The 17,975-nt window shown below is 61.4% G+C and carries 17 protein-coding genes; 9 read left to right on the top strand and 8 right to left on the bottom strand.

Annotation, left to right across the window (positions count from 1 at the left end):
* Position 1: 1 nt before the first annotated feature.
* The 3 genes from AC3B5Q_RS01295 (at position 2) to AC3B5Q_RS01285 (ending at position 2,502) form a co-directional block, all read left to right on the top strand.
* Complete coding sequence (locus tag AC3B5Q_RS01295; protein WP_488392798.1) at positions 2–967, top strand: L-carnitine dehydrogenase; 966 nt, start codon at positions 2–4, stop codon at positions 965–967.
* 10 nt (positions 968–977) lie between these two features.
* Complete coding sequence (locus AC3B5Q_RS01290; protein WP_103470226.1) at positions 978–1,448, top strand: thioesterase family protein; 471 nt, start codon at positions 978–980, stop codon at positions 1,446–1,448.
* Between the two features lie 796 nt (positions 1,449–2,244).
* Complete coding sequence (locus AC3B5Q_RS01285; RefSeq protein ID WP_003255717.1) at positions 2,245–2,502, top strand: hypothetical protein; 258 nt, start codon at positions 2,245–2,247, stop codon at positions 2,500–2,502.
* A 118-nt stretch (positions 2,503–2,620) separates the two neighbouring features.
* Here AC3B5Q_RS01285 and gbdR read toward each other — a convergent pair whose 3' ends face one another.
* Entirely contained in the window at positions 2,621–3,727 is a 1,107-nt protein-coding gene (gene gbdR, locus AC3B5Q_RS01280; protein WP_021782638.1) for a choline metabolism transcriptional regulator GbdR, read from the bottom strand.
* 502 nt (positions 3,728–4,229) lie between these two features.
* Positions 4,230–5,606, bottom strand: coding sequence for an L-serine ammonia-lyase (locus tag AC3B5Q_RS01275; RefSeq protein WP_019439081.1), 1,377 nt, complete (start codon positions 5,604–5,606; stop codon positions 4,230–4,232).
* 452 nt (positions 5,607–6,058) lie between these two features.
* Between AC3B5Q_RS01275 and AC3B5Q_RS01270 the strand changes: the two genes are divergently transcribed.
* The 3 genes from AC3B5Q_RS01270 to choV all read left to right on the top strand — a co-directional run bounded on the left by AC3B5Q_RS01270 (position 6,059) and on the right by choV (position 9,111).
* A complete protein-coding gene (locus AC3B5Q_RS01270; RefSeq protein WP_021782637.1) occupies positions 6,059–7,006 on the top strand; it encodes a choline ABC transporter substrate-binding protein in 948 nt (315 codons plus the stop codon).
* 81 nt (positions 7,007–7,087) lie between these two features.
* Positions 7,088–7,936 carry a choline ABC transporter permease subunit gene (gene choW, locus AC3B5Q_RS01265; RefSeq protein WP_172402799.1) on the top strand — a complete coding sequence of 283 codons (849 nt, stop codon included), beginning with the start codon at positions 7,088–7,090 and terminating at the stop codon, positions 7,934–7,936.
* Positions 7,933–9,111, top strand: a complete 1,179-nt coding sequence (gene choV, locus AC3B5Q_RS01260) for a choline ABC transporter ATP-binding protein (RefSeq protein ID WP_404701587.1) — start codon at positions 7,933–7,935, stop codon at positions 9,109–9,111. Before choW ends, choV begins: the two co-directional genes overlap by 4 nt.
* A gap of 117 nt (positions 9,112–9,228) precedes the next feature.
* Here choV and hisF read toward each other — a convergent pair whose 3' ends face one another.
* The 6 genes from hisF to AC3B5Q_RS01230 form a co-directional block, all read right to left on the bottom strand.
* On the bottom strand, positions 9,229–9,999 hold the full coding sequence (hisF, locus tag AC3B5Q_RS01255; RefSeq protein WP_013970495.1) for an imidazole glycerol phosphate synthase subunit HisF: 771 nt from the start codon (positions 9,997–9,999) through the stop codon (positions 9,229–9,231).
* Between the two features lie 10 nt (positions 10,000–10,009).
* Complete coding sequence (gene hisA, locus AC3B5Q_RS01250; RefSeq protein ID WP_003255731.1) at positions 10,010–10,747, bottom strand: 1-(5-phosphoribosyl)-5-[(5-phosphoribosylamino)methylideneamino]imidazole-4-carboxamide isomerase; 738 nt, start codon at positions 10,745–10,747, stop codon at positions 10,010–10,012.
* Positions 10,748–10,774: 27 nt separating this feature from the next.
* Positions 10,775–11,035, bottom strand: coding sequence for a DUF2164 domain-containing protein (locus AC3B5Q_RS01245; protein WP_021782634.1), 261 nt, complete (start codon positions 11,033–11,035; stop codon positions 10,775–10,777).
* Complete coding sequence (gene hisH, locus AC3B5Q_RS01240; protein ID WP_021782633.1) at positions 11,036–11,674, bottom strand: imidazole glycerol phosphate synthase subunit HisH; 639 nt, start codon at positions 11,672–11,674, stop codon at positions 11,036–11,038. It lies immediately after the preceding gene.
* A complete protein-coding gene (gene hisB, locus AC3B5Q_RS01235; RefSeq protein ID WP_003255736.1) occupies positions 11,675–12,268 on the bottom strand; it encodes an imidazoleglycerol-phosphate dehydratase HisB in 594 nt (197 codons plus the stop codon).
* A gap of 184 nt (positions 12,269–12,452) precedes the next feature.
* Positions 12,453–14,114 carry an OFA family MFS transporter gene (locus AC3B5Q_RS01230; RefSeq protein ID WP_021782632.1) on the bottom strand — a complete coding sequence of 554 codons (1,662 nt, stop codon included), beginning with the start codon at positions 14,112–14,114 and terminating at the stop codon, positions 12,453–12,455.
* 268 nt (positions 14,115–14,382) lie between these two features.
* On the opposite strand from AC3B5Q_RS01230, the gene AC3B5Q_RS01225 reads away from it, so the two are divergent.
* Genes AC3B5Q_RS01225 through AC3B5Q_RS01215 form a run of 3 tightly spaced genes read left to right on the top strand, consistent with a single transcriptional unit; the run spans position 14,383 to position 17,962 of the window.
* Positions 14,383–16,629, top strand: coding sequence for an AsmA family protein (locus AC3B5Q_RS01225; RefSeq protein ID WP_028697318.1), 2,247 nt, complete (start codon positions 14,383–14,385; stop codon positions 16,627–16,629).
* Positions 16,626–17,693, top strand: coding sequence for an A/G-specific adenine glycosylase (gene mutY / locus AC3B5Q_RS01220; protein WP_021782630.1), 1,068 nt, complete (start codon positions 16,626–16,628; stop codon positions 17,691–17,693). The genes AC3B5Q_RS01225 and mutY overlap by 4 nt, the downstream gene beginning before the upstream one ends.
* The gene (locus AC3B5Q_RS01215) at positions 17,690–17,962 is read left to right on the top strand and encodes an oxidative damage protection protein (protein WP_003255742.1); all 273 of its coding nucleotides are present in this window, start codon (positions 17,690–17,692) and stop codon (positions 17,960–17,962) included. Before mutY ends, AC3B5Q_RS01215 begins: the two co-directional genes overlap by 4 nt.
* Positions 17,963–17,975: the final 13 nt, after the last annotated feature.

Below are 17,975 nucleotides of genomic sequence, written 5' to 3'. Positions count from 1 at the left end.
TATGCCCTTTATCACTGAAATCAAAACCTTCGCCGCCCTGGGTAGCGGCGTGATCGGCAGCGGCTGGGTTGCCCGCGCCCTGGCCCACGGCCTGGACGTGGTGGCCTGGGACCCGGCGCCCGGCGCCGAACAGGCACTGCGCAAACGGATCGCCAACACCTGGCCGGCGCTAGAAAAACAGGGCCTGGCACCCGGCGCATCGCAAGACCGCCTGAAGTTCGTGGCGACCATCGAGGAATGCGTACGTAACGCCGATTTCATCCAGGAAAGCGCACCAGAGCGCCTGGACCTCAAGCTCGACCTGCACGCCAAAATCAGCGCCGCAGCCAAGCCTGACGCAATCATCGGTTCAAGCACTTCGGGCCTGCTGCCCAGCGAGTTCTACGAGTCGTCCACTCACCCTGAACGCTGCGTCGTCGGCCACCCGTTCAACCCGGTGTACCTGCTGCCGCTGGTCGAGATCGTCGGCGGCAGCCGCACCTCACCCGAGGCCATTGAAGCTGCCAAAACCATCTACACCGCACTCGGCATGCGCCCGCTGCATGTGCGCAAGGAAGTGCCAGGCTTCATCGCCGACCGCCTGCTCGAGGCGCTATGGCGCGAGGCTCTGCACCTGGTCAACGACGGGGTTGCCACCACGGGCGAAATCGACGACGCGATCCGTTTCGGCGCAGGCTTGCGCTGGTCGTTCATGGGCACGTTTCTGACCTATACCCTGGCCGGTGGCGATGCCGGCATGCGCCACTTCATGTCACAGTTCGGCCCTGCCCTGAAGCTGCCCTGGACGTACCTGCCAGCACCGGAACTGACCGACAAGCTGATCGACGATGTGGTGAGCGGCACCGCTGAGCAACAGGGCGAGCGCAGCATCGCTGCACTGGAGCGCTACCGTGACGACACCTTGCTGGCGGTACTGGAAGCGGTGAAGTCGAGCAAGGCCAGCCACGGCATGTCGTTCAGCGATTAAGGAGACCAAGATGCCTGCTCTGATCACCTACCGCACCACGGTCCAGGAGGACTGGGTCGATTACAACGGGCACCTTCGCGATGCCTTCTACCTGCTGATCTTCAGCTACGCGACCGATGCCCTGATGGAGCGCATTGGCCTGGACGCCGACAGCCGTGGGCAAAGCGGAAATTCGCTGTTCACGCTGGAGGCGCACATCAATTATCTGCACGAGGTGAAGCTGGGCACCGAGGTGTGGGTGCAGACGCAGATCATCGGCTTTGATCGTAAGCGTCTTCATGTGTATCACAGCCTGCACCGGGCAGGGTTCGACGAGGTGCTGGCGGCGAGCGAGCAGATGTTACTGCACGTGGACCTGGCGGGGCCGCAGTCAGCGCCTTTTGGGCACGCGACTGTTTGCCAATTGAATCACTTGGTAGAGCAACAGGAGGGGGCACTGGCGCCGCAATACATGGGGCGTACCATAAAACTTCCCTCTTGAGTGATCCGAGAGCGGGCGCCAGGGTTTCCATATCTAGGAAGCGCCATGGCGCCTTGAAAGTTCGCGCCACATCATTCTTATCCGCCGAACCTATCGGAACCCCTTGATTCTGCAGCTGCGGGTTGAGTGATAGGGTATGGCGCACTGCGACGTCCGCATCTGCGTATGGAAATTTGGCGCTATATGCCTGGATCCTCGTCGTTATGCGAGGCCCCCATGTTATGCCCTAATTCGAGGGTTAACGCACCAAAGCAACTAATGGCCGAGAAAGCCGTCTCCATGGACGCTGGCGTTTTCGCGATACCACAGTAAATGCTAAACGTCGAAAGCATTGTTACCAGGTTGGCTCGCGCACCTTCTGACGGTCGAAAGTAACCTTAGCCCCTAGTGGCATCGACACGAATATCCCCAACAGTCTGTATGCTCCGAGGCTGTGCACCTCACAAAAATAAACACTGCATCCAATAAGCCAAACTTTGATTTTTCCAGTCTATATGCATCGACTCTCAACAACTTACATAAATAACGGTTGCAAAAAAATAACCCCGGAAAGCCGTGAGCTACCGGGGCCAAGAGCGAGCAACATCCACTGCGTGTGAGCGAGGGTGACCAAACCCTCTGTACCGTGAATGGCTTCAGTGTGCGTGCTTGCCTGGCAGGGGATTTAGTCGTAAACGACCTGTTCTTAGCCAAAGCAGCCATGGCGACATTCTGTCCTTGCGAGGCTGTCGCGCACGTCACAGAATCGGTCGTAAATCACAGCAGCACTCTCTTAGCGATAAAAGGGACAACAGCCATGATGCATGCGGATTTGATTGATCAGGACGACCTCGCCGGCCACCTGCGCGCGCGCGGTTTCGATATTCCTGCCGGGGCCAGTGCCGAACAGGCGTGTGAAGCGGTGGTTCGTGGGCTGACCGAGCCCAATGCGCGGGCGCTGAAGGGGATGGTGGAGCAGATGTACACCGGTAGTGCGACGATCCTGCCTGCGGTGCGCCAGGCCATCGACAAGCAACTGTTGCCAGCGTTGGCGCAGTTCAACAAACGCGCGTAATTCTTTTACCCAGGCCCGGCCCCTTCGCGGAACAAGCCCGCCCCCACAGATCACCGCTGGCTCAGTTCAGCGGGTGACCTGTGGGAGCGGGCGTGCCCGCGAAGAGGCCGGCGCGGTCTCAGAGCCTTACACTGGCAAATGTCGACTCGTTGCGCGCCTGGCTAAGGGCCGCCATCGGCCCGCTGTGCGGCGACAGGGTCATGGCCTGCGGAATCGGCATCATGGCCACCTGCTGCGCGGTGTTGGAGCCCACACGCTCGTCACGCGGCGGAATGCCAAAGTACTCGCGATAGCACTTGGAGAAGTGCGGGGTCGACACGAATCCGCACACCGATGCCACTTCGATGATCGACATTGGCGTCTGCTTCAGCAGCTGCCGCGCACGGATCAGGCGCAACTTCAGGTAGTAGCGCGACGGCGAGCAGTGCAGGTACTTCTGGAACAGGCGCTCAAGCTGGCGTCGCGAAACCGATACATACACCGCCAGTTCGTCCAGGTCGATCGGCTCCTCCAGATTGGCCTCCATCAACGCGACGATTTCCTGCAACTTCGGCTGGTTGGTGCCAAGCATGTGTTTGAGCGGCACACGCTGGTGGTCCTGCTCGTTGCGAATACGCTCGTAGACGAACATCTCGGAAATCGCCGCCGACAGCTCACGGCCGTGATCACGGCTGATCAGGTGCAGCATCATGTCCAGCGGCGCGGTACCACCGGAGCTGGTGAAGCGGTTGCGGTCAAGGGTGAACAGGCGGGTGCTCATGTTCACCCGCGGGAAGGCTTCCTGCATTGCGGCCAGGCATTCCCAGTGCACGCTGCAATCGAAGCCGTCGAGCAGGCCAGCGCAGGCCAGTGCCCAACTGCCGGTGCACACGGCACCCAACCTGCGCGACTGACGGGCCTGGGCTTGCAACCAGGTGACGTGTTCACGGGTGACGGAACGCTGGATGCCAACACCACCACAGACAATCACGGTGTCGATGGGCGGAGCATTGCTGATTGCCGCATCCGGTGTGATTTGCAGACCATCGCTGGCCCACACCTGACCGCCATCGATCGTCAGCGTGTGCCACCGATACAGCTCACGGCCAGACAGCTGGTTGGCCATGCGCAGCGGCTCGACCGCCGATGCCAGGGAAATCAGGGTGAAATTGTCCAATAGAAGAAACCCGATGGACTGGGGTGTTGTGCGGTTCTGGGTTGGATTCCCGGAGTTGTACGACGTCATCGCGATTTCTCCTCACACAAATGCAGGGTGTGCCTCAGGCGGGCACTTACTTCTTGTTATGACCCCTCGGTCATTTTCCGGGGGTAGGCTTGCCAATCTCAACGCAAACGCCGTGCCTAAACTTGAACGGCCATCCAAAAAAACCTGAAAACGACGCCTTTATTGGGCATTTCAAGTACTTGCATCGTGTTGGCCAGTCGTCCAAAACAGGCGAGCTAGCGCGTTGCCTGTAACGGTTGAGCAGTTTAGTGACACGTGCCGCGTGGGTTTCCCAGAAGCGACACCTTTAAGTGTCACCGACAACGCCTACACTGATCGCGACATCCGACGATCGGTAGGCGGGCCGCAAATCACCGCACCATAAAGAGGCATAGGCGGTTGTGTTGCACCTGCATCAGCCTCAAGGGCCTCTTCGCGGGCAAGCCCGCTCCTACAGGGATTTGCACAGTTCCTGTAGGAGCGGGCTTGCCCGCGAAGACGCCCTGGAGGTCAGATCAGCAAATCAGCACTCGATAGCGCTGACCGCCAGGCCACCGCGCGAGGTCTCTTTGTACTTGTCGTGCATATCGGCCCCGGTATCGCGCATGGTGCGGATTACCTGATCGAGGGAAATGAAGTGCTCACCATCACCGCGTAACGCCATCTGCACCGCGTTGATGGCCTTCACCGCAGCAATCGCGTTGCGCTCGATGCAGGGCACTTGCACCAACCCGCCAACCGGGTCGCAGGTCAGGCCAAGGTTATGTTCCAGGGCAATTTCAGCGGCGTTCTCAACCTGTGCGGGAGTGGCGCCGAGTACTTCGGCAAGGCCTGCTGCGGCCATCGCGCAGGCCGAGCCGACTTCCCCCTGGCAACCTACTTCGGCACCAGAGATCGAGGCGTTCTTCTTGCACAGGATGCCCACGGCGGCGGCGGCCAGGAAGTAATCGACAACGCTGGACTCATCAACCTCATCACTGAAACGCATGTAGTAATGCAGCACCGCCGGGATGATGCCCGCCGCGCCGTTGGTTGGTGCGGTCACCATGCGCCCGCCGGCGGCGTTTTCTTCATTGACCGCCAAGGCGAACAGGTTGACCCATTCCATGGCGCTCATGGTCGAGCCGATCACGTTGGGCTTGCCGATTTCCTGCAGGCTGCGGTGCAGCTTGGCGGCGCGGCGGCGCACGTTCAGCCCGCCCGGTAGCGTGCCCTCGTACTTGAGGCCGTTGTTGACGCATTCCTGCATGGCTTCCCAGAGCTTGTGCAGGCCAGCGCGGATGTCTTCCTCGCTGCGCCAGACCTTCTCGTTGGCCATCATCAATTGCGACACGCTGAGGTCGTTTTGCTTGCACAGGCGCAGCAGTTCGGCGGCGCTGTTGAAGTCGTACGGCAACACCGTCTGGTCAGCATCCAGCACACCGCTGGCGGCTTGGGCTGCATCGACTACAAAGCCGCCACCCACCGAGTAATAGGTGTCGCGGTGCAACTCGCCCTGCTCGCCTTCGGCAATCAGGGTCATGGCGTTGGGGTGATACGGCAGGTTCTCGTCCAGCAGCAGCATGTCGCGGGCCCAGACGAACTCGATGGGCAAGCGGCTATCCAGCTGCAGGGTGTTGGTTTCGCGCAGGTCGGCGATACGCGGCACGATCTGGGTCGGGTCAATGGCGTCAGGCCACTCGCCCATCAGGCCCATGATGGTGGCGTTGTCGGTGCCATGACCAATACCGGTGGCCGACAGCGAGCCATACAGGCGCACTTCGATCCGTTTTACACGTTCCAGCTCGCCGCGTTCGCGCAGGCCCTGAACGAACAGGGCGCCAGCACGCATGGGGCCGACGGTGTGGGAGCTGGAGGGCCCGACACCGATCTTGAACAGGTCGAACACGCTGATGGCCATTGTCGAATCACCTCTTGCTGGGCTTGTCTCTGCGCGCCATGCGCAGGGCGGAGTAGCTGCTAGGCTCAAACAGCGGGCCGCCTTGAATGCCAGCATCATCGGGCTTTTACCGCCCACCTCGCCGTCTGCAACCGACGTACTTTTGTCCAGCAGCGCCGCGCTGTTTTTAACGAGGAACTGCGCCCACCACGCCGTTTTCCAGCGGCCTGGTGACGCAAAAATGCGTGTGAGGAGGTGGAAAAATCCATAAGCGACATCGCCCATACTGGATACGACCCGTTCCGTACTGGATACGACCCCACCAGTAGGCGATTGCCCGGCGCTGGAGGATTATCGAAAGCGACTCGTAAAGCACGGCCACGCATCCTGCCCTCTGCAGGCCTGGTCGACCGGACCCTCAGAAAGCCCGGCGACCCACGCGAACCCGAAGACAATATCTCAGGAGTCCATCCATGAAAGGTTCACCCTCGCTGTTGCTGGTTGCGTTGCTGTCCGCGCCATTGCTGGCCCAGGCAGCCGAACCCGAGCAGTGTCAGACTGTACGCTTCTCCGATGTCGGCTGGACCGACATCACAGTCACGACCGCGACCACCAGCGTTGTGCTCGAAGCACTGGGTTACAAGACCCACACCACCATGATCTCGGTACCGGTGACCTACAAGTCGCTGGCCACCGGCAAGGACCTGGACGTGTTTCTCGGCAACTGGATGCCGACCATGGAGAACGACATCAAGCAATACCGCGACGCCGGCACGGTAGAAACCGTGCGCGCCAACCTGGAAAACGCCAAGTACACCCTGGCAGTCCCCCAGGCGCTGTATGACAAGGGCCTGAAAGATTTCAGCGACATTCCCAAGTTCAAGAAAGAACTGAACGGCAAGATCTACGGCATCGAACCGGGTAACGACGGCAACCGCACCATCCAGAGCATGATCGACAAGAACGCCTTTGGCTTGAAGGACGCCGGTTTCAAGATCGTGCAGTCCAGCGAGGCGGGCATGCTGTCGCAGGTTGATCGCGCGCAGAAACGCGGCGAGGCAATGGTGTTCCTGGGCTGGGAGCCACACCCGATGAACACTCGCTTCAAGATGCAGTACCTGACCGGCGGGGACGAATTCTTCGGCCCCGACTTCGGCAAGGCCACCGTGCTGACCAACACCCGCAAGGGGTATACGCAGGAATGCAGCAACGTTGGCCAACTGCTTAAAAACCTGTCGTTCGAGCTCAAGGATGAAAGCACCATGATGGGCTATGTCCTGGACGACAAGATGAAACCCGAAGCCGCCGCCAGAAAATGGATCAAGGACAACCCAGGCAAGCTGGATGCCTGGCTGGCCGGCGTAACTACCGTTGATGGCAAACCCGGCCTGGAGGCGGCCAAGGCCAAGCTTACGCAATAACGAACTACGCAGTAGCGCTACCTCGGGGCAGGACCGTGCCTGCTCCGGGTTGATTTCAATCTATGCAGGTGGAAGCTCGCTATCATGCTTATCGATCAGAAAATACCTTTGGGCCAGTACATCGCGTCGTTCGTCGAATGGCTGACCCAGCATGGCGCGAATTACTTCGACGCCATCGCGCAAGGCCTGGAGTTCATGATCTACGGGGTTACCAGTATCCTTACCTGGTTCAACCCGCTCGTTCTCATCGCCCTGTTCGCCGCCCTGGCGCACCTGATCCAGCGCAAGTGGGCGCTGACCGCGTTCGTTGCCCTGTCGTTCCTGCTGATCCTCAACCTGGGTTACTGGCAGGAAACCATGGAAACCCTGGCGCAGGTCACCTTCGCCACGGTGGTATGTGTGTTGATCGGCGTACCACTGGGCATCCTCGCCGCGCACAAACCGATGTTCTATACCGCCATGCGCCCGGTGCTCGACCTGATGCAGACGGTGCCCACCTTCGTCTACCTGATCCCTACCCTGACCCTGTTCGGCCTGGGCGTGGTACCGGGGCTGATCTCCACCGTGGTGTTCGCCATCGCAGCGCCCATTCGCCTGACCTACCTGGGCATCTGCGACGTGCCCCAAGAGTTGATGGACGCCGGCAAGGCCTTTGGCTGCTCGCGTCGGCAACTGCTTACCCGTATCGAACTTCCGCACGCGATGCCAAGCATCGCCGCCGGTGTCACTCAATGCATCATGCTGTCGCTGTCGATGGTGGTAATTGCCGCTCTGGTCGGCGCTGACGGCCTGGGCAAACCTGTGGTCAACGCACTGAACACCGCCGATATCTCCCTGGGCTTCGAAGCGGGCCTGGCGATCGTGCTGCTGGCAATCATGCTCGACCGTATCTGCAAGCAACCGGAACTGCCGGTAAGGGGTGAGGCATGAGCATCATTCGTTTCGAAGACGTCGACGTCATCTTCTCCAACAAGCCGCGCGAGGCACTGTCGCTGCTGGACCAAGGCCAGACCCGCGAGCAGATCCTCAAGCAGACCGGCCTGGTGGTGGGTGTCGAAAAGGCCAACCTCGATATCAACAAAGGCGAGATCTGCGTGCTGATGGGCTTGTCCGGCTCGGGCAAGTCGAGCCTGCTGCGCTGCATCAACGGCCTCAACACCGTCAGCCGCGGCAAGTTGTTCGTCGAGCACGAAGGCAGGCACATCGACATTGCCAACTGCTCCGCGGCCGAACTGAAGATGATGCGCACCAAGCGCATTGCCATGGTGTTCCAGAAGTTTGCCCTGATGCCCTGGCTGACGGTGCGCGAGAACATCAGCTTTGGCTTGGAGATGCAGGGTCGTCCGGAAAAGGAACGGCGCAAGCTGGTCGACGAGAAGCTTGAGCTGGTGGGCCTGACCCAGTGGCGCAACAAGAAGCCGGATGAGCTTTCTGGCGGCATGCAACAGCGCGTGGGCCTGGCCCGGGCGCTGGCGATGGATGCCGACATCTTGCTGATGGACGAACCGTTCTCGGCGCTGGATCCCCTGATCCGCCAGGGCCTGCAAGATGAGCTGCTTGGCCTGCAGGCCAAGCTGAGCAAAACCATCGTGTTCGTCAGCCACGACCTGGACGAAGCGCTGAAACTGGGTACCCGCATTGCGATCATGAAAGACGGGCGGATCATCCAGTACAGCAAACCGGAGGAGATCGTGCTGAACCCGGCCGACGAATACGTGCGCACCTTCGTCGCCCATACCAACCCGCTGAACGTGCTGTGCGGCCGCAGCCTGATGCGCAGCCTGGACAACTGCAAACGGGTCAATGGCTCGGTGTGCCTGGACCCAGGTATCGACTCGTGGCTGGACCTTGGCGAAGGCGGCGCGCTCAAGCGTGCACGCCAGGGCCAGAACGGTCTGGACATGCAGAAATGGGCACCGGGGCAAGATGTGGAGTTGCTGGAGCGCAGGCCGACTGTGGTGCACGCCGATATTGGCATGCGTGACGCACTGCAGATTCGTTATCAGACCGGCAACAAGCTGGTGCTGCAGGATAACGACAAGGTGGTGGGGATTCTCGGGGATACCGAGCTTTACCACGCGCTGCTCGGCAAGACCCTCGGCTGAGGCAATTGGGGCCGCTTCGCGGCCCTTCGCGGGCACGCCCGCTCCCACAGGTTTGCTGAGATCTCTGTGGGAGCGGGCGTGCCCGCGAAGGGCTGCAAAGCAGCCCCGATCAATGGATCAGCGAACGACAATCCCGCGCGAAGCCATGTAGGCCTTGGCCTCCGGCACTGTGTACTCGCCAAAGTGGAAGATGCTGGCCGCCAGCACCGCGCTGGCGTGCCCTTCCAGAATGCCGTCTGCCAGGTGCTGCAGGTTACCCACGCCCCCCGAGGCAATCACCGGAATGCCCAGCGCATCACTGATGGCGCGGGTGACTCCCAGGTCGAAGCCGTTCTTCATGCCGTCCTGGTCCATGCTGGTCAGCAGGATCTCGCCAGCGCCCAGGCCTTCCATCTTCTTCGCCCACTCGACTGCATCCAGCCCGGTCGGCTTGCGCCCGCCGTGAGTGAAAATCTCCCAGCGCGGCTCTTCACCTGGCCCGGACACTTTCTTGGCATCGATGGCGACAACGATGCACTGCGAACCGAAACGGTCCGCCGCCTCGCCGACAAACTCTGGGTTGAACACCGCGGCGGTGTTGATCGAGACCTTGTCGGCACCGGCGTTGAGCAGGTTGCGGATGTCCTGCACGGTACGCACGCCACCACCGACCGTCAGCGGGATGAACACCTGGCTGGCCATGCGCTCGACGGTATGCAGCGTGGTGTCGCGGCCATCGACGCTGGCGGTGATGTCGAGAAAGGTGATTTCGTCGGCACCTTGCTCGTCGTAGCGACGGGCGATTTCCACCGGGTCGCCGGCGTCACGGATGTTCTCGAACTTGACGCCCTTGACCACCCGGCCGTTGTCCACGTCCAGGCAAGGGATAATGCGCTTGGCCAGTGCCATGGTTCAGTCCTCAGCCTTGGTAGTTGTCACAGAAGGCCTGGGCCTCAGCGACATCCAGGGTGCCTTCGTAGATGGCACGGCCAGTGATGGCGCCGATGATGCCCGGGGCCTTGGCGTCCAGCAGGGCCTTGATGTCGCCCAGGTTGTGAATGCCACCCGAGGCGATCACCGGGATACGGGTGGCTTCAGCCAGTGCCTTGGTGAAGGGCACGTTGCAGCCCTGCATCATGCCGTCCTTTGCAATGTCGGTGTAGACGATCGCCGAGACGCCATCGGCCTCGAAACGCTTGGCCAGGTCGATGACCTGCACCGAGCTGACTTCGGCCCAACCATCGGTGGCGACGAAACCGTCCTTGGCGTCCAGGCCGACGATGACCTTGCCCGGGAAGGCTTTGCACGCTTCAGCGACGAACTCGGGCTGCTTGACTGCCTTGGTGCCGATGATCACGTAGCTGACGCCAGCCTTGACGTAGTGTTCGATGGTTTCCAGCGAACGGATACCGCCGCCGATCTGGATCGGCAGGTTCGGGTAGCGCTTGGCGATGGCGGTAACCACTTCACCATTGACCGGCTGGCCTTCGAAGGCGCCGTTGAGGTCGACCAGGTGCAGGCGGCGGCAGCCACCCTCGACCCACTTGGCGGCCATGCTCACCGGGTCGTCGGAAAATACCGTAGAGTCTTCCATGCGGCCCTGGCGCAGGCGCACGCAAGCACCGTCCTTCAGATCGATAGCGGGGATAATCAGCATCTTGGGAACCTGTCTATTTGTTGGGTTTCAGGGCTTCTCGAGTGCCCACAGGTCGCTTTCGATGCTCTCGAACCGCTCCTTGAGGTGCAGCTGAACATCGGCAATCGCCCTGTTGTAGTAATGGGGTGCAATCTCTTTGCTGAACAGCTCGAGGACCTCGGCCACCTCGAATGACCCCAACTGCAGCTCGAAGCGGTCTTCGAGGAAGCGCTTCAAGGTGTCGAGCGCTTCGCGCTCCTGCTCGGGGGCAAGGGTGATGCTCGGGGCCTTGGTCTTCGACCTGCTCATTTACCAGCGCCCGTCCCAGGCGATGAAGTTCTGCAGCAACTGCAGGCCATGGGTATGGCTCTTCTCCGGGTGGAACTGCACGGCAAAACGCGAACCGTCGGCCAGCGCTGCGGCGAAGTCGACGCCATAGTGACCGCGCCCCACCACCTGGCCTGGTTTGCCGGCATTGATGTAGTAGCTGTGCACGAAGTAGAAACGTGCGCGGTCAGGGATGTCGTGCCACAGCGGGTGATCGATGGTCTGGACGACTTCGTTCCAGCCCATGTGCGGCACCTTAAGGTGCTCGCCGTCTTCTTGCAGGTCTTTGCCGAAAAAGCGCACCTGGCCAGGGAACAGGCCGATGCAGTCGACGCCGGTGTTTTCCTCACTGTGTTCGAGCAGCGCCTGCATACCGACGCAGATGCCAAGGAACGGGCGGTCCTGGCTGACTTCGCGCACCAGGCTGTCGAAGCCAAGGCGGCGGATCTCGGCCATGCAGTCGCGAATCGCGCCCACGCCCGGGAACACCACACGGTCGGCCTCGCGGATCACTGAGGCATCGCTGGTAACCAGCACTTTACCGGCACCTACGTGCTCAAGCGCCTTGGCCACCGAGTGCAGGTTACCCATGCCATAGTCGATTACGGCTACCGTTTGCATTTACAGGCACCCTTTGGTGGAAGGCATCTGCCCGGCCATACGCTCGTCGAGAGTGATGGCCATGCGCAGGGCGCGGCCGAAAGCCTTGAATACGGTTTCGATCTGGTGGTGGGTGTTGTGACCACGCAGGTTATCGATGTGCAGGGTTACCAGGGCATGGTTGACGAAGCCCTGGAAAAACTCCTGGAACAGGTCGACATCGAAGCCACCAACGCTGGCACGGGTATACGGCACGTGCATCTGCAGGCCTGGGCGGCCAGAGAAGTCGATGACCACGCGTGACAGCGCTTCGTCCAGCGGCACGTAGGCGTGGCCGTAGCGGAAGATACCTTTCTTGTCACCGATGGCTTGGGCGAATGCCATGCCCAGGGTGATGCCGACGTCTTCGACGGTATGGTGATCGTCGATATGCGTGTCACCCTTGCACTCGATATCCAGATCGATCAGCCCATGGCGGGCGATCTGGTCAAGCATGTGTTCAAGGAAGGGCACACCGATATCGAATCGGGCCTTGCCACTGCCATCGAGGTTGATCGAGCACTTGACCTGGGTTTCCAGGGTATTGCGCTCGACGGAAGCCTTACGTTCAACCATCACCAGCTCCGCAAAATCATTGGGCGAAAAGGGTTTCATTATAGGCCCAGAACGCGCCAGCTTGAAACGCGGATGACATATGGCAAAGCCAGGATCTACACGGACTGAATACCGCTACAGGTCTATACAACCACAACGGCCCGCTCCTGCATCTGCGAAAGGGGCGCAACGCGCCCCCTGCTGATCAATGGAACAGCACAGCGGTTTTCTGCAAGGTCACCCAGACACCCCAGGCCAACGGCACAACCACCACCGCCCACGCCAGCAGCACCAGTGGCAGGCTGCCTGGCGCCGCTTTCCACTCCAGCGACCGCGCCCCATCGGCGCCCTTGTCATGGCTCAACGCGCGCTCGGCCGCCAGTTCGGCATCACTCATGAAGTGCTTGTCGGCCACCGGACGCACCAGCATGTTGCAGATAAAGCCCAGCACCAGCAGACCCGCGAGGATGTACAAGGTCATGTCATAAGCCGCCGCCCGCTCCACGCCCGCCGCCAGTTGATACTCGCGCAGGTAGGTGATCAGCACCGGCCCCAGCACCCCGGCTGCCGCCCAAGCGGTCAGCAGGCGGCCATGAATGGCACCCACCATCTGCGTGCCGAACAGGTCGGCCAGGTAGGCCGGCACCGTTGCAAAGCCACCGCCATACATCGACAGAATGATGCAGAACGCGGCCACGAAAAGTGCCACGTTGCCCAGGTGCCCCATGTTCGGTACCAGGCTGTACAAGCCCACACCCAAAGCGAAGAAAGCAAAGTAGGTGTTCTTGCGGCCGATGTAGTCGGAGAACGATGCCCAGAAGAACCGGCCGCCAATGTTGAACAGGCTCAGCAGGCCGGTAAAGCCGGCGGCGATCGCGGCAATTTGCGCCAACTGCGCAGTGCTCAGCTGGCTGAAGGTCAGTTCGTTGCCCAGTAATTTACCGGCGAACACTTCCTGCAGCAGCGGCGAAGCCATACCGATAATGCCGATGCCCGCCGACACGTTCAGGCACAGCACCAGCCAGATCAGCGCGAACTGCGGGGTCTTCCAGGCCACACTGACGTGCACGTGACGGTCGGTGACCATGGCGTTACTGGCATTCTTCAACGGCGCAGCCCAGCCTTCAGGCTTCCAGCCGGTCGGTGGTACGCGATACGCCAAGGCGCCAGCGGTCATGAACACGAAGTAGATCGCCGCCATGGCGACAAAGCTCTGCCATACCCCAACTTCGTGCTCATTGCCAAAATGCCCCATAAGCGCGGTGGCCAGCGGTGCCCCTACCATGGCCCCGCCGCCAAAGCCCATGATCGCCATACCGGTGGCCATGCCGCGTTTGTCCGGGAACCACTTGATCAAGGTCGACACCGGCGAGATGTAGCCCAGGCCCAGGCCGATACCGCCGATCACGCCGGAGCCAAGCCACATCAGCCACAGCTGATGGGTTTTCACACCTATCGCCGAAAGCAGCATGCCACCGCACCAGCACAACGCCGACACCAGGCCAGCCTTGCGCGGGCCGGCGTGCTCCAGCCAGCCGCCCAGCACCGCCGCCGAGCAGCCGAGGAATACGAAGAACAGGGTGTAGATCCAGCTCAGCATCGAGATTGGCCAGTCGCATTCGGCGCTGAACATTCGGGCCATGAAGCCCATGTCTGCTGCACAGGCGACGGGGGCGGTGATCCCAAGGGCTTGCGACAAAGGCAGCCAGAATACCGAGAAGCCGTAGGCCATACCGATGCACAGGTGAATAGCCAGGGCGGCTGGCGGAACCAGCCAGCGGTTGAAGCCTGGGCGGGCAATTATGCGTTCCTTCGACAGGAAACCTGGCGCACTGGCCGAGGTTCCCGTCGCGACAGTACTGGTCATGGATCTGATCCTTGTTATTGGGAAGGTGCTCGCGAAGCGGCGCAAGGGTAGCAGCATCAAGCAGGATGAAAGCAATCTGCCATCGTTCAATTCTGCCCGACTGAAACGGTCATGGTTCCGGCACAAGCTCAATATTAAGCTGTCGAAAGCCGTACCATCTGATACAGGCGTAGGAATTTCCTACATCTCTAGTCGTACAAGCAGGGGGAACCGCTACAGCGTTATACTCTGCCGCCTGAACTCACTAACGGACTAAAAGGACTCGCCCATGAAAGCGTTCGGCAAAATCCTGGGACTGGGGCTTCTCGGGTTACTGCTGATCATCGTGGCGCTGGGCTTCGCCCTGACCCACCTCTTTGATCCCAACGACTACAAAGACGAGATTCGCCAGTTGGCACGCGACAAGGCTCACATCGAACTGACCCTCAACGGTGACATCGGCTGGAGCCTGTTCCCGTGGCTGGGCCTGGAGCTGCACGAAGCCAGCATCGCTACCTTGAACAAACCCAAGGAGCCGTTCGCCGATCTGCAGATGCTTGGCCTTTCAGTCCGTGTGCTGCCGCTGCTGCGTCGCGAAGTACAAATGAGCGACGTACGTGTCGAAGGCCTGAACCTGACCCTGACGCGCGACGAACAGGGCCATGGCAACTGGGAGGACATCGGCAAGCCGCTGCCCGCGGAGAATGGCGCAAGTACCAATGCACCGGCACAGGCACCTGCCGAGCAGAAGCCTGCGACCGTCGACAGCAACGAGCGCGCCATCAAGCTGGACATCGACAGCCTGACCGTGAACAACGCCCGCGTGCAGTACACCGATGCCAAGACCGGTCACAGCTACAGCGCCGAGAGCATCCAGCTGAGCACCGGCCCGGTCCATGAAGGCGCAAACATCCCGCTCAAGGCCAGCGCCTTCATCAGCGCCAGCCAGCCGAACATCAAGGCCCGTACCGAACTGGCCGGCGAATTGCGCTTCGACCGCAAGCTCAAGCGCTACAACTTCGAAGACATGCGCCTGTCGGGCGAGACCTCGGGTGAGCCAACTGGCGGCAAGACCGTGACTTTCGCCGCCCAAGGCCAACTGCTGGTCGACCTGGCCGCCAATGTCGCCACGTGGAACGGCCTGAAAGTTTCGGCCAACCAACTGCGCGCCCTCGGTGAGCTGAACCTGCGTGATCTGGACAAGGCACCCCAGCTGAGCGGCGGCCTGTCCATCGCCCAGTTCAACCTGCGCACCTTCCTTGAAAGCATCGGCCGCCCGCTGCCGGCCACCAACGACCCGGCCGCCTTCGCCAAACTGGAACTGGTAACTCGCCTGAAGGGCACGCCTGACAGCCTGGCCCTGGAAGACCTGGCGGTGAAGCTGGACGACAGCACCTTCAGCGGCCGCGTGGCCGTCGAAGATTTCGCCAGACAGGCCCTGCGCCTGCAGCTTAAGGGCGACACCTTCGACGCCGACCGCTACCTGCCGGCCAAGAGCGAAGAGGCCAAGGGCGCCACCGCTGCGCGCCAGGCCGAGGTCAAGCAACAAGAGGCCAGCGCCGTAGCCAGTGCCGGCTCCACACCACTGCCCAGCGCCCCGACACAAGTGGCATGGAGCGACGACAAGCTGCTGCCGGTCGACCGTTTGCGCGCCCTCGATCTGCAGGCCGACCTGGCCTTCGGCTCGTTGACCCTGGATAAGCTGCCGATCGAAAACGCCCAGCTAAAGGCCGTTGGCCAAGGCGGCCTGCTGACCCTGCAAACCCTGCGCGGAGAGCTGTACAACGGCACCTTCGAAGCCAAGGGCACGGTCGACGTGCGCCCTGCCGTGCCGCAGCTGGGTGTGAACACCAACATCCAGCGGGTGCCGGTGGAGCACTTCATCAAGGCCGAAGGCAAGGAACAGACGCCACCAGTCAAGGGCCTGCTGACCCTGACCAGTGATCTGACAGCCACCGGTAACAGCCAGAAGGCACTGGTCGACACCCTGAACGGCAGCGCAAACTTCGCCATCAACGATGGCGTGCTGGTCAATGCCAACCTGGAACAGCAACTGTGCCAGGCCATCGCCACGCTCAATCGCAAGACGCTGAGCAGCGAACCACGCGGCAAGGACACCCCGTTCCAGGAACTGCGCGGCAGCCTGGTCATACGCAATGGCGTCGCCAGCAACCCGGACCTCAAGGCGCGCATCCCGGGCCTGACCGTCAACGGCCATGGTGACCTCGACCTGCGCGTGCTGGGCATGGACTACAACATCGGCGTAATCGTCGAAGGCGACCAGCGTGCCATGCCAGACCCGGCCTGCCAGGTCAACGAACGTTATGTGGGTGTTGAAGTACCCCTACGCTGCCGTGGCCCGCTGGAACTCGGCGCAAAGGCCTGCCGCCTCGACCAGAACGGCCTGGGCAAGGTTGCCGCCAAGCTGGCCGGCAACCGCCTGAAAGACAAGATCGATGAAAAGCTTGATGAAAAACTTGGAGACAAAGTGAGCCCGGAACTGAAAGACGCGCTCAAGGGGCTGTTCAAGCGATGAGCCCCGAGCAGTTCTCCAGCGCTGTGCTGGACTGGTATGACGAGCACGGCCGGCACGACCTGCCCTGGCAACAGGGCATCACCCCGTACCGCGTGTGGGTGTCGGAAATCATGTTGCAGCAGACCCAGGTCAGCACCGTGCTCAACTACTTCGACCGCTTCATGCAGGCCCTGCCAACCGTGCAAGCCCTGGCCGAGGCACCGGAGGACGAAGTGCTGCACCTGTGGACGGGCCTGGGCTACTACACCCGCGCACGCAACCTGCAAAAGGCCGCCAAGGTCGTCGTCGAGCAACATGGCGGCGAATTCCCGCGCAGTGTCGAGCAGCTTACCGAGCTGCCCGGCATCGGCCGCTCCACTGCCGGCGCGATCGCCAGCATCAGCATGGGCATCCGCGCACCGATCCTCGACGGCAACGTCAAGCGCGTGCTGGCACGCTACACCGCCCAGGCGGGCTACCCAGGCGAACCCAAGGTTGCCAACCAGCTATGGGCCACTGCCGAGCGTTTCACCCCGCAACAACGCGCCAACCACTACACCCAGGCGATGATGGACATGGGCGCCACGCTGTGCACGCGCAGCAAGCCCAGCTGCCTGATCTGCCCGTTGCAGCGTGGCTGCGAAGCGCACCTGCACGGCGAAGAAACCCGCTACCCCGAGCCCAAACCGCGCAAGGCGCTGCCGCAACGGCGCACACTGATGCCTCTGCTGGCCAACCACGAAGGCGCCATCCTGCTTTACCGACGCCCTTCCAGCGGCCTGTGGGGTGGTTTGTGGAGCCTCCCGGAACTGGACGACATCACCCAGCTCGACGACCTGGCCTATCAGCACGGCCTGCGCCTGGCTGGCCGCCACGCCATGGACGGCCTGACCCATACCTTCAGCCACTTCCAGCTGGCGATCGAACCCTGGCTAGTACGCGTCGACCCGGTCGGCGAGCACGTGGCCGAGGCCGACTGGCTCTGGTATAACCTCGCCACCCCGCCGCGTCTGGGCCTCGCCGCCCCGGTGAAAAAACTGCTTGAACGCGCGACCGACGAACTGATTGCAGGAGACGCCCGATGACCCGCACCGTGATGTGCCGCAAGTACCAAGAAGAACTACCAGGCCTGGAACGCCCGCCCTACCCCGGCGCCAAGGGCCAGGACATCTTCGAACACATCTCGCAGAAAGCCTGGGCCGACTGGCAGAAGCACCAGACCATGCTGATCAACGAAAAACGCCTGAACATGATGAACGCCGAGGACCGCAAATTCCTCCAGGCCGAAATGGACAAGTTTTTCGCCGGCGAAGAATACGCCCAGGCCGAAGGCTACGTTCCACCGGCCGAATGACCCCAAAAATCGT

This window comes from Pseudomonas sp. D5(2026) (assembly GCF_057766845.1).
This window is presented reverse-complemented; position numbering and strand designations above follow the sequence as displayed.